Here is a 12,087-nt window from a genome sequence, read left to right as displayed (position 1 = left end):
ATAAGCTGACAATAAAATTATTTACCAAGCTTGATCAGTTTATAGCCAATAGAGAATTGCCATACCTGATTCTTGATCGTTGATGTTGACGCACCTGAGTTAATGTCTGACAATCCTAAATTGTATCGACCATCAATGGTCAATCCAAAAGGAAGATCCCATCCAAGACCAAGCGCCAGGCTTACATCTGATTTCTTTATATCATTCTTGATGCTCTGTTCGGTAACTTTTCCGGTTGTTGAATCGTAGTCTTCCGCTTTCGCTGAAGTAAGGAATCCAAACTGAGGACCGGCATGAATATTAATGCCTGCAATAGTATATAGTTTCACCAGAATTGGCACATTCACGTAGCTGAAATTTGCCTTCAAATCAGGGCTGCCGCTATATTTGAATGTTGAGCCTTGTTGAGAGAACAACACTTCTGGCTGTATACCAATCTTTGAAAACTTAATTAATGCGAACGCACCTGCATGAAAACCAGTTCTGTTCTTATAGTTGGTGCCAACACTTTCGCTTGTATTGAGATTGGCGAAATTAGGCCCCGCCTTAATACCGATAGCAAGCTGTGCCTGCGCAAATGCTCCTACACTGATAAGCGTGAGCACTGCAATCATTAAAAACTTTGGTCGATTGTTTTTCATTGTTTCTGAATTTTGTTTAGAACTTGTCTATACTACAATAAAAATTATACCATAGTATATCTCATAACAGGAGCAAAGATAATGCCTGTGCACTAAAAAACCTCTGGCTGCTGGCAGAGGTTTTTAGGCGTTATTCGTTACACGTTAAGCGTTATTAGTACACCCCACTTGCACATGCATACGATTAGCTGATAACGGTTAACGATTAACATTAGTTACTTCCAAGAAAGAAACGCACAGCCAGTGTCGGGTTCAGTGAATTTACCCCAAACGTAAAGGTGCTTCTCTTGTCGTTTTTTGCGTCTTTGTTCGGATCGTAAGAGGTATACTCAATACCCTGCAATTGCAGGTCCATAGCCCAGTGCTCGTTGAAGAAATATGAGAAGCCGGGAGAGATGTAGAAATTGAATGTACCGGACTTCGTTTCATTAGCTCCATCGGGTTCTGTTTTCGTAGTACCAAACTGAAAGCCAGCCTGTCCGAAGAAAGCAAATTTATCGTTGTTGGTAAATTTATAGTAACGAACAAAAGGCCCTGCCAGGAAAGTTTTCACTTTATCATCACCGCCAAAGCCATCATCTGTTTTAGAGGATGACAAAGAAAGATCGAGACCAACAGAAAGATTATCGATAACAAAATACCCTACGCTTGGAGAAAATTCAACCTGAGAGTATTTACGATCTTCTCCTGAAGTCTCCTGACGTTGTGATGTATAGCCTATACCACCTCCGAACATGAGACTACCCTGCGATGTTTGTGCATACACGGTTGACATAAATGCACCGAAGGACAAAAGAACTGTGATTAACTTTTTCATAAGACGTTTGATTGTTAGTTGCGCAAATGTTAAACAAACAATCAAACGGAGAAAATATACAGCGGTTAAGGTACAAGGTTATCTAATAAACTGCCATTAACTTCGTTAGGTAGCGTTATCTGAAGGTTGGCTTGATTTTTTACTGCTCGTTGTATGGTAGCTATAGCATGATCATTACGTGCCCATGCTCTTCGTGCTATACCATTGGTAACATCGAAATATAGCATGTTCTTCAATTTACGATCGGCCTCTGCACTGCCATCCAGTAATAAACCGAAGCCTCCGTTGATTACTTCACCCCAACCTACACCACCACCGTTGTGAATAGAAACCCAGGTCGCGCCACGGAATGAATCACCAATGACATTATGTACGGCCATATCGGCTGTAAACCGGGAGCCATCGTATATATTGGAAGTTTCCCGATAAGGACTGTCTGTTCCGGATACATCATGGTGGTCGCGCCCCAATACTACCGGGCCGATCTTTCCCGAACGGATAGCTTCGTTGAACGCCTGGGCTATACGCATTCTGCCTTCGGCATCGGCATAGAGTATACGTGCTTTCGAGCCCACCACCAGTTTATTCTGACGAGCCTGAACAATCCACTGTACATTGTCGCGAAGTTGAGGGTGAATGTCATGCGGTGCATTTTTCAATATATCTTCCAATACATCTTTCGCAAGCTGGTCAGTATATTCCAGATCGCTGTCATTGCCGGAAGTGCACACCCAACGGAACGGACCAAAGCCATAATCAAAGCATAAAGGCCCCATGATGTCTTGTACATACGAAGGGTATCGAAAGTTTATTCCATCCTTTGCCCACACATCTGCACCTGCACGTGACGCCTCAAGTAGAAATGCATTACCATAGTCGAAGAAGTAAGTGCCGCGTGCCGTATGTTTATTGATCGCTGTTGCATGCCGCTGCAGCGATGCCTGTACGTTTGTTTTAAACGAAGCAGGATCAGCCGACATCATCCGGTTGGCTTCTTCCAGTGTAAGTCCCACCGGATAATAGCCTCCAGCCCACGGGTTATGCAATGATGTTTGATCTGATCCCAGGTCGATATAAACATCTTCTGCATCGAACTTTTCCCAAACATTCACTACATTTCCCTGGTATGCCAGCGAAACGACTTCCTTCTTGGCCTTTGCTTCGCGTACACGCCTTACTAATACATCAAGATCGGTTACTACTTCATCTACCCAGCCTTGCTCGTGCCTCTTCTGTGTAGCCTTCAGATTTACTTCCGCCACCACCGTTATACATCCTGCTATATTTCCGGCTTTGGGTTGTGCGCCACTCATGCCGCCAAGCCCTGATGTTACAAACACTTTCCCGGCGAGCCCCTCTCCTGCTTTGCTGATCATGCGACCGGCATTGAGGATGGTGATGGTAGTGCCATGCACAATTCCTTGCGGACCGATATACATATACGAGCCTGCCGTCATCTGGCCGTATTGGGTAACGCCTAAGGCATTGTACCGTTCCCAATCGTCTTGTTGGGAGTAGTTGGGAATCATCATACCATTGGTGACTACACATCGCGGTGCTTCCGGAGAAGATGGAAATATACCCATGGGATGCCCGGAGTACATGTGCAGGGTTTGTTCATCCGTAACTTCTGCGAGGTACTTCATGGTGAGCAGATACTGCGCCCAGTTCTGAAATACGGCACCGTTGCCGCCATACGTAATCAGCTCATGCGGATGCTGCGCTACAGCAGGATCGAGGTTGTTCTGAATCATAAGCATGATTGCTCCCGCCTGCTGCGACTTGTAAGGATATTCCTGTAAAGGTCTTGCATACATGGCATAGTCCGGACGGAATCTATACATGTATATTCTGCCGAACCTGATCAATTCCTCGTAAAACTCAGGAGCCAGTACTGCATGATGTTTTGGATGAAAATAACGCAGTGCATTCCGTACCGCCAATTTCTTTTCTTCTGCACTGAGTATATCTTTTCGCTTCGGTGCATGGTTTACCGAATCGTCATATACTTTAGCTTCCGGCAATTCATCCGGTATACCTTGCAGTATTTGTTCTTTAAAACTCAGTGCCATGTACGCGAAAATCTTCCGGTTTAAAATGTGTCTTGGTAAATTTGTAGCCGATATCAAACAGGTCTTTTGCCTTGTTCAGATCGAAGCCGCTTACTTTGCCTACATCAGGCGGCTCAATCAGAACATCGCACAGGCCTTTGCTCATAATTGTATTACCATTGATCGCGATGAGCAAGCTGCGCTCGATCACATTGCGAAAATTCTTTACATCTGCATCTTCCGCTATATAATTGCAGTGAGAGCCAATCAGAAAATCGCACTTATCGCGGATGGACGCTGCGGGCAGGTTATCAACGATTCCACCATCTACAAATGTACAATCCTGAAAATGTATGGGGTTAAAAACGGCAGGCACACAACAGGATGCCAGTATGGTAGGTATAAGTTCTCCCTTAGTAAAATAAACTCCCTTTCCCTTTCGGATATCAGTCGCGGCAATCGTCATCGGTAACTTGAGCGACTCGTATGTATTCTCCGGTATATAGCGCAGCAATACTTCGCGTAATCCTTCCAGGCTAAAGAGCCCCGTCCACGCCCAGGCGGGGCGCATCGACCTGAACAAGCTTGTAGAGAGTACAATCTCCAATATTTTTTCCGGTTTATAGCCATAGGCATACAGTGAGCCTATAATAGAACCCGCACTGGTGCCTGCCACGCAACTTGCCTGCACACCAAATTCTTCAAGAGCCTTGAGTACGCCTATGTGCGATATACCTCGTGCTCCACCGCCGGAGAGTACAATACCAATCTTCATAATTTATAATATTTCTGCCAAAGGAAATGTTCGATCGAGTCTTACACCTTTTTCAGTATGCTTTACGGTGCAGCATTCGTTGAGCGGATCGTGCTCCAGAAAAAGTATATATCCGTTATCGGCAGCTTCGTTCAGAAATTTCTCTTTTTCTTCCAGCGTCAAGAGAGGCCGGGTGTCGTATCCCATCACATAGGGTAAGGGTATATGACCTACAGATGGCAAAAGATCAGCCATATAACATAGGGTATAATTCTTATAGCGGATCCTGGGTATCATCATTTTATCCGTATGCCCGGAAACATAGTATATATCTCCGGCAGGAGAAGATGATCCTTCTACAAAATGCAGTTGACCGCTTTGCTCCATCGGCAAAATATTTTCTTTGATGAAGGAAGCTTTCTCACGGGGATTAGGCCTGGTGGCCCATTGCCAATGATCTGCATTAGACCAATACCTGGCGTTCCTGAAAGTCATTTCCAGTTTTGAATTTTCATACCGAACGCCACCACCACAATGATCAAAGTGCAGGTGCGTGAGAAACATATCGGTGATATCTGGTTCTGCAAACCCTTTTTTATTCAATGACCTGATGAGGTTATCATCTCCATGCAGGTAATAATGACTGAAAAATTTAGCATCCTGTTTATTACCGATGCCGTTGTCGATGAGCGTGAGCTTGTTACCATCTTCTATGAGCAGGCAACGCATAGCCCACGTACATAAATTATTCTCGTCAGCAGGATTGGTCTTCTGCCAGATGGACTTGGGCACTACGCCAAACATAGCGCCTCCATCGAGCTTGAAGAGGCCGGTATTGATTACATGTAAATTCATCTCGTCTATCGCTATACAAGGGATGGGTATAACCGTGTAAGCCGGTGCTTAAGGTATCGGGATTTTTATAAAAAAGAAAGGCCGCCTTATGGCAGCCTTCACAAAATGTATTCAGGTTCAGGTTACTCTTTTACTACACCCATTGAACAGAACTTGTCGATGCGCTGATCGATACGTGTTTCGGGTGAAAGCGCCTGTAATTCTTTTGTTGTTTCAAGTATAACGCGCTTAATCTCTTTGGCCATCCACTTTACATCGGTGTGTGCACCGCCAAGAGGCTCTTTAATGATGCCATCCACGAGCTTCAATGCATGCATATCTTTAGCAGTAAGCTTCAACAATTCTGCTGCTTGTTCCTTGAAATCCCATGAACGCCAGAGAATGGTAGAGCAGTTTTCCGGAGAAATTACTGAATACCAGGAGTTCTCTAACATCAGCACGCGATCGCCGATCGCTATACCCAATGCTCCACCGGATGCACCTTCACCAATCACGATACATATCACCGGTACTTTCAGCCCGAACATCTCCTTCAGGTTTCGCGCGATCGCTTCACCCTGTCCGCGTTCTTCAGCTTCAAGCCCTGGAAATGCTCCGGGTGTATCAATAAAAGTTACAATGGGCTTGTTGAACTTCTCTGCAATTCGCATCAGGCGCAGGGCTTTACGATAACCTTCCGGGTTCGCCATACCGAAATTACGCAACTGGCGCTGCTTGGTATTGCGGCCTTTCTGCTGACCGATCAGCATAAACGTTTGGCCGTCAATGGTACCCAAACCACCCACCATCGCTTTATCATCCGACACAGTACGATCACCGTGCAACTCGATAAAATCAGTTGTGATTTCGTAAATGTAGTCAAGCGTATACGGTCTGTCCGGATGGCGGGAAAGCTGTACGCGTTGCCATCCTGTTAGATTCTCGAAAGTTTCTTTCTTGAGATCCAGAATTTTCTTTTCAAGCGCCTTCACGGCTGCCTGTACTTCCTTATCGCTGTCGCTGGCTAAACCTTTCATGTCTTCCAGTTTTGATTCCAACTCCGCAATAGGCTTTTCAAAATCCAATAGCATATAGTCGATTTTGTGGGCACAAAGTTAGAAGTATTGTGAAATATCGGTAATTAATCGGTGAGAAATGCAGGAAAAGAAAAACTTCTGCAAAATTTCAGAATATTACATTTTTAACGTATCCTCCAGCCCTCTATTACACTGTGTGGATGCCCGTTGTCCGTATGCATTGTCAAGGTATAATTCCGATGTGGTTGCTGCTATAGTTCCGACAGGATTAATGGCAACGGTATACCTGCTGTATAGCCGCTGCGTTGTCAACCTTTGCTATTCAAAAAAAATCCCACAGAAATCACAGAATTTCACAGAAGAAATCTGGAGTTTATATCTGTGATTTCTGTGAGAGCTTTTTACTCTTCAATGATAAACGTATGCGGACTGGTTTCGCTATAGAAGCGTTGAGTGTAATTTCGCCAGCGTGTTGTGAAGGCTTCACGAATGTCTTTTACATCGGTAACCTCAAGTTTGGAGATGTTGGTGCCCAGCATTTTTTGAACCTCGAGAAATTCCTGCCATTCTTCGGGCGAATAGAAAGTAACTTTTACATATCCTTCGCCGATGGGGCGGATTACCATTTTCATTTGTGGGTACGAAGTTTAAGATTTACGATAAAGGGATTTGACTAGCGAAGAAGTTTCCTGATCTTCTTGATGAGTTTATCCGTATCAACCGGCTTGGTAATGAACTCATTTACACCCAGCTTAAGAGCCAGGGCGATCACTTCTTCTTCCCCATCTGACGACAACATAATAATTGGTGTGTTTTTCTTTTGCTCTTCGCGAACGGTTTTTAAAACATCATCACCGTTGTGATACGGCATGTGGATGTCTGTTATAATAAGATCAAATGGAGTATTCTCGTGCAGATACTGCAAAGCCTTGCGGCCATCATTTGCCAGTACGGTTTCCATTTTTTCGTTTCGCAAAGCGATTTGAATGATTTGGAGAACCGCCTCATCGTCATCGCATACTAAGATCTTAGCCATTATTAGTCGGACTGAATTATGAAGCAGCAAGATAAAAGTATTCTGCGAAAACCAATGAAGCGATGTGTAACGAACCGTGACCGGTTCAACTCCAGATGGTATCGCACTGGTTTGGAAGCGAGATCATAAATGAAGTGCCTTTGCCTTCGTGCGACTCAATTTCGATCGTGCCTTTCAATGTTTGAATGGTGTCTTTTACCAGGTACAGGCCCAATCCAGTTCCCTCCGACTGCGAGGTAGCACGGTAAAACATGGAGAATATTTTAGAGAGATATGTTTTGTTGATGCCTATACCGTTATCCTTAATGTGAATGAGAGCTTGTTCACGTGTTATGTCAACAGTAACGTGTACAAACGGATCGGGCTTAGAGTTATCCATATATTTGATGGCATTGGAAAGAAGATTATTCAATACCGTTGATACGCGATAGCTGTCTGAATAAAAAAGACAAGCCTGGGTAACGTCAAGCTGTTTCCGAAGTCTGTCAAATCCTTTCATGAACTTCATTTGCTCGAGTGTATCTTCCAATAATTTTCTGAAATCAATTTTCTCCAATGCGGTCTCATGCCTGGCGTTTTTGGCAAGTTTCAGCACATCGTTAATGGAGGTGTCCAGTTTTCGGATGCTGCTCTCCATCATCTGAAAGTAGTGCGCAAGATTTTTACTCAATGATATACCCTCTTGCCTGGCAAGATCCAGCAGTCCAAGTACAGAGTTCAACGGTGAGCGCAGGTTGTGTGCTACGCCATAGATCATATTCTCTAACTCCTTGTTGGTTCTGGTAAGTTCTTCAACTTTCGAGAGCAATTCTTCCCGCGTTGCTAATGAGTTATTGCCATGCCGTATGGCTTTCTGAATAGCCAGCGGTAATCGATGCAGATCAGATTTCAAAACATAGTCGTTCACTCCCTGTCGTATAAAGTTACCTGCCTGCACCTCCGACACGCCACCACTCACCACAATAAACGGAATTACAGGATTCACCTTTCTCGCCATCGACAATGCTTCCAATGAATTGAATTGAGGCGTTGCATGATCGGAAAGAATGATATCTGCTTTATACTGGGTGAGTGCTTCGGCAAATTCTTCCTGCGTGTCTACCGGTTTGATCTGAAAATCAAGCCCGGCTTTTTTAAGCGTCATCGACATGAGCTCGATGTCTTCAGGCACATCTTCAATCAACAGAATCTTTAGCTGCGTCTCTCCAGCAGCCTCATCGTATTCAAGGCCTTCACCGGACTCTCCCAGTTTGTTTCGTGCATCTTCAATTGCCAATGATATGGTACTGTAATATTTTATATTGCCCTGATCATCCATGACTGGAGTCTGCCAGATGCGCTTGTCTTCTTCATCGCGAGCAGTAAGTGTAACCGAATAGGGATTTAATAATACCTGCTGATACTCTTCGGGAGATACGTATAGAATCGTGTTCGAACGGTCAATGATGGAAATCTCTAGTTTTAGCATTCCCACTTGTAGCGCCTTGTGAAAGACTTCCATAAAATTCCGGTTTCAAATTAACATGGGAGGTAAAAACACATGCCTAGAAAAAAGTACTTCAAGGGCAGATGATGAACATAGGTCAATTATTAAATTCCCCAATTATGGGGAATGAGGAAGATATGATAACCACTAACGGGTAACTAATAACGTGTGACTGATAAAATAATCATCACCAAAAGCCGAAAGCTACAATCCCATCAGTGGGTAAAGAAATACGGACACTCAACATCTTTGTGCACTTTACGAATGCGCGTGCGGTAGTTGATCATGAACTCATGGGTTCCTTTGGAGTAGCCACCTATGGCAGAAGTAGTCCAGTCGTAAGAGTAAACAAATTGAAATTTCTCGCTTAGCTTAAAACTAAGGAAAGTGATGATGGCATCGCCGGTACGATATGAATTTCCGATACTGATTATATCCTGGAAGATGACATTCACATTGAAATCTGCGCTGAGGGGTGTACCATCCTGTACACGCAGTAGAAACGAAGGACTGATCTTTACTTTCTCCATGCGATCAACCGTAAAGTACGTTCCTGCATGCAGGTAATACACGCGCGGAATCGCAAGCTGTTCAAACGAACCTTTAAAAAAATCGGCATGCTTCAATATCGTGGGCACAGAAAAGCCGGCAAACATTTTTTTGTTATAGTAAAATATACCACCACCAAAGTTAGGCCGGAGTTCATTGAAAAAACCGTTGAAGATCGGATCACCATCCACCTTCATATTCAATTGTGTGAAATCTGCTTTAAAATTATTAAAACCTCCCTGCACACCCAGCGACAACACACCACCTTTGAGGCCTTTGATTCTATAGGCATAACTGCCATATAGACCCGTGTTACGGTAACTCCCAATCTTGTCGTTTGTTACCAGCAGGCCCAGCCCTACCTTTTCGTTCCTGAACGATGAGTGCACACCCAGCGTAGATGTTACGGGAGCGCCATCAAAGTTAATCCACTGATTACGATAGCTCAGAGAAGCACTCAGCTGCACGTGGCTTCCCGCATACGCCGGGTTAATCAGGAGTCCATTAAAAATATACTGTGAGTATACTATATTATGCTGGGCGTGCAGTTGCCACGGAACCAACATTACCCCAGCCAACACGATATAGACAATAAGTTTTTTCATATATATTTAGTTCAGCAGTTCGAGATATCCTGTTTTTGCTTCCGAGCCATCACCTTTTTCAATAATATAGAAGTATGTACCGTCTGGCAGATGGTTGCCGAGTACACTTATACCTTTGTTGGAAACTCCGTTGAAGATTGCGTCCTGGTTGTTATAACCATGTTGCTCATATACCAGTGTTCCTGCACGGTTATAGATGCGAACGCGGTTGTTCGGATAACTTTCGATACATCCAATTTCGAAGAAGTCGTTCATGCCATCGCGGTTGTTCGAAACAGCATTATATATATTGATCTCTGGTTTGATCTCGAAAGGCAATGTCTTGTCGCAGTGCAATGAAGTGTATGCTGTTACCTGGAAGAATCCGGCAGGCAAGCCTTCCAGCATCGGACCATTCAACGTTACGCCATTAATATCCCACTCGATCGTCTGTATATCACTACTGTTCTGCGGGATCAATTTCACTGTACCATTCTCTTCACTACAGGTTGATGGCGTTGTTGCCAGAATGAAATCAGGATATACAAAAATCTTGTTCACGGTTCCGGGTACGGGAGCAGAAGAACATCCCGATATGCGTTCAACAGCCGTTACCACGTATTGTCCTGCATCCAGGAAAGCGTATACTTCGCCCACACCGTCAGGATTTTTCTTCACACTTGTCCCATCATACCAGTTGAAAGTATAGTCGGTTATATTACCATTGACGGAAGCCGATAGTGCACCATTCAATTCCACGCAATCGGTTCGGTTCGCTACCAGAACCACTTGTGGCAGCGGTACAGGTATGGGAGCATTTTGTATAGTAATGCTGTTATTGCCGGTACATCCTGTAAGCTGATCCGTTGCCTGCACAAAATATGTCATAGCACCCAGGTTGGTTGCCTGAGGTCCGGTGAAATAAGGCGTTCCGCTAATTGCCTTTTCATACCAGTCAAATATATACCCGATGATCTTCCCCCCTACATCTGCCTGTGCGGCACCATTGCGTTTGGATGGATCACAATACGTAAGCGGTGCAATGGCTGTAATATTTACTACCGGATATATTCGGCCATCCGTAACGGTGGCTGTATCGGGCAATGCACTACAGAAGCTCAGCGTAGGATGCTTCGCGATAGCCGTATAGGTACCCAACGGTGCTGTTAATACTTCACTACCAGTAAAATCGGGTGTAGTGCCTACTACGGTTCCTTTATACCATTCATAATTATATTGATTACCATCGCCTTTTGATACAGTCGCGAACAGACTTCCATCAGCAGTTACGCAGCTTGCCAACGGTACGGCAGACGCCAAGGTCTGCACCGTAATTGTATCAGTCTTGAACTTGTAAGTAGCATCTGCAAAACAGTTTGTAGCAAGATTTGTTACGCGCACTGTATATATACTGGTTGCTGTATACGGTATACCATTCAGCTGAGAATCTGAATCGACAGGTGCTCCTGATGCGGTGGGACCAGAATACCACAGAAACTTGTAGTTGCTAAGGTTAGGACTATTATCCGCGATTACGCTCAATGATCCGGTTACTTCAGGAAGCTCACATACAGTTGGGTTGCTAAAGGCATCCAGAGTGATTACCGGAGGTGCAGTGTGATCTTCAACCACGCCAACGGTTAATGTAGAAGTACAGCCGAGTGTGTTGGTAGCCTGCACATAGTATGTACCCGCTAACAGATTGGGAGATACCGGATTGGATGACATTGGTGTGATTGCATTGGCTGAAGCATCAAACCACTGGAATGAGAAGTTGGCAAGATCAGCCGGATTGGTCATATCAAATGTAGTTGTTACGCCCGCCAGTACCTGCGTTACTTTATTCACTACAATCGAACCATCGATCGTTGGAGGACATTGTGTTTGAGGCGATACTGTAATCAAGTTGTTCAATACTGGTATCTCCCGATTCAGATGAATGGTCTTGATCGTTGCACATCCGTTGTTCGGAGTGATAACATCCGATACACGAACAGTATAGTCACCATCCTGCAAATTGCTCATCACTGGACCCGATCCGACGAAGTTGGCAGGAGCTGTATTATTTATACCCGTGAACCAATCAAACTGATAGCCTGCTGTTACACCGGTGGTTGTTCCTTCCGTTACAGAAGCAGAGAGCTTACCAGTATAATTAGTGTTGCATGCAATATTCGGAGCCACTTGGGCCACAGCCACATTGGGATTGACATGAGCATCATTGATTATAAATGGTGTAAGGGAGGATTTACAATTGGAAGTTGTATTCACAGCTTCTACAAAATAATTACCGGCTCC

At 44.4% G+C, this 12,087-nt stretch carries 11 protein-coding genes; all 11 read right to left on the bottom strand.

From position 1 onward, the window contains the following. Positions 1–17: 17 nt before the first annotated feature. Entirely contained in the window at positions 18–641 is a 624-nt protein-coding gene (locus V7Q33_RS14500) for a porin family protein (protein WP_331977398.1), read from the bottom strand. A 211-nt stretch (positions 642–852) separates the two neighbouring features. Continuing rightward, complete coding sequence (locus V7Q33_RS14495) at positions 853–1,458, bottom strand: porin family protein (RefSeq protein WP_333820287.1); 606 nt, start codon at positions 1,456–1,458, stop codon at positions 853–855. A gap of 65 nt (positions 1,459–1,523) precedes the next feature. Continuing rightward, entirely contained in the window at positions 1,524–3,524 is a 2,001-nt protein-coding gene (locus V7Q33_RS14490) for a urocanate hydratase (RefSeq protein WP_333820305.1), read from the bottom strand. Then, positions 3,514–4,284, bottom strand: a complete 771-nt coding sequence (locus V7Q33_RS14485; RefSeq protein WP_333820286.1) for a patatin-like phospholipase family protein — start codon at positions 4,282–4,284, stop codon at positions 3,514–3,516. The genes V7Q33_RS14490 and V7Q33_RS14485 overlap by 11 nt, the downstream gene beginning before the upstream one ends. 3 nt (positions 4,285–4,287) lie before the next feature. Next, positions 4,288–5,118 (bottom strand): MBL fold metallo-hydrolase, encoded by an 831-nt coding sequence (locus V7Q33_RS14480; protein ID WP_333820285.1) that lies wholly within the window; start codon positions 5,116–5,118, stop codon positions 4,288–4,290. 122 nt (positions 5,119–5,240) lie between these two features. Next, complete coding sequence (locus V7Q33_RS14475) at positions 5,241–6,188, bottom strand: acetyl-CoA carboxylase carboxyltransferase subunit alpha (protein WP_331977406.1); 948 nt, start codon at positions 6,186–6,188, stop codon at positions 5,241–5,243. A 347-nt stretch (positions 6,189–6,535) separates the two neighbouring features. Then, positions 6,536–6,766: a hypothetical protein gene (locus V7Q33_RS14470; protein WP_331977408.1), complete on the bottom strand. Its 231-nt coding sequence runs from the start codon at positions 6,764–6,766 to the stop codon at positions 6,536–6,538. A gap of 41 nt (positions 6,767–6,807) precedes the next feature. Further along, complete coding sequence (locus V7Q33_RS14465; RefSeq protein WP_331977410.1) at positions 6,808–7,170, bottom strand: response regulator; 363 nt, start codon at positions 7,168–7,170, stop codon at positions 6,808–6,810. An 85-nt stretch (positions 7,171–7,255) separates the two neighbouring features. Next, positions 7,256–8,671, bottom strand: a complete 1,416-nt coding sequence (locus tag V7Q33_RS14460; RefSeq protein WP_333820284.1) for a sensor histidine kinase — start codon at positions 8,669–8,671, stop codon at positions 7,256–7,258. 200 nt (positions 8,672–8,871) lie between these two features. Beyond that, positions 8,872–9,810, bottom strand: coding sequence for a PorP/SprF family type IX secretion system membrane protein (locus tag V7Q33_RS14455; RefSeq protein WP_331977414.1), 939 nt, complete (start codon positions 9,808–9,810; stop codon positions 8,872–8,874). Positions 9,811–9,816: 6 nt separating this feature from the next. Next, positions 9,817–12,087, bottom strand: a 2,271-nt coding sequence (locus tag V7Q33_RS14450) for a gliding motility-associated C-terminal domain-containing protein (RefSeq protein ID WP_333820283.1), incomplete at its 5' end; no start/stop codon positions are given.

Source organism: Ohtaekwangia sp. (assembly GCF_036786105.1).
In the GTDB taxonomy this organism is placed as follows: Bacteria; Bacteroidota; Bacteroidia; order Cytophagales; family Cyclobacteriaceae; genus Ohtaekwangia.
Note: the sequence above shows the minus strand (reverse complement) of the source record. Positions and strands in the feature narration are given on the sequence as shown.

Bases quoted from the DNA above. Each gene is read 5' to 3' on its own strand.
- V7Q33_RS14460 (WP_333820284.1), bottom strand. From the start codon at position 8,671: ATGGAAGTCTTTCACAAGGCGCTACAAGTGGGAATGCTAAAACTAGAG.
- V7Q33_RS14465 (WP_331977410.1), bottom strand. From the start codon at position 7,170: ATGGCTAAGATCTTAGTATGCGATGACGATGAGGCGGTTCTCCAAATC.
- V7Q33_RS14480 (WP_333820285.1), bottom strand. From the start codon at position 5,118: ATGAATTTACATGTAATCAATACCGGCCTCTTCAAGCTCGATGGAGGC.
- V7Q33_RS14475 (WP_331977406.1), bottom strand. From the start codon at position 6,188: ATGCTATTGGATTTTGAAAAGCCTATTGCGGAGTTGGAATCAAAACTG.
- V7Q33_RS14495 (WP_333820287.1), bottom strand. From the start codon at position 1,458: ATGAAAAAGTTAATCACAGTTCTTTTGTCCTTCGGTGCATTTATGTCA.
- V7Q33_RS14500 (WP_331977398.1), bottom strand. From the start codon at position 641: ATGAAAAACAATCGACCAAAGTTTTTAATGATTGCAGTGCTCACGCTT.
- V7Q33_RS14455 (WP_331977414.1), bottom strand. From the start codon at position 9,810: ATGAAAAAACTTATTGTCTATATCGTGTTGGCTGGGGTAATGTTGGTT.
- V7Q33_RS14470 (WP_331977408.1), bottom strand. From the start codon at position 6,766: ATGAAAATGGTAATCCGCCCCATCGGCGAAGGATATGTAAAAGTTACT.
- V7Q33_RS14485 (WP_333820286.1), bottom strand. From the start codon at position 4,284: ATGAAGATTGGTATTGTACTCTCCGGCGGTGGAGCACGAGGTATATCG.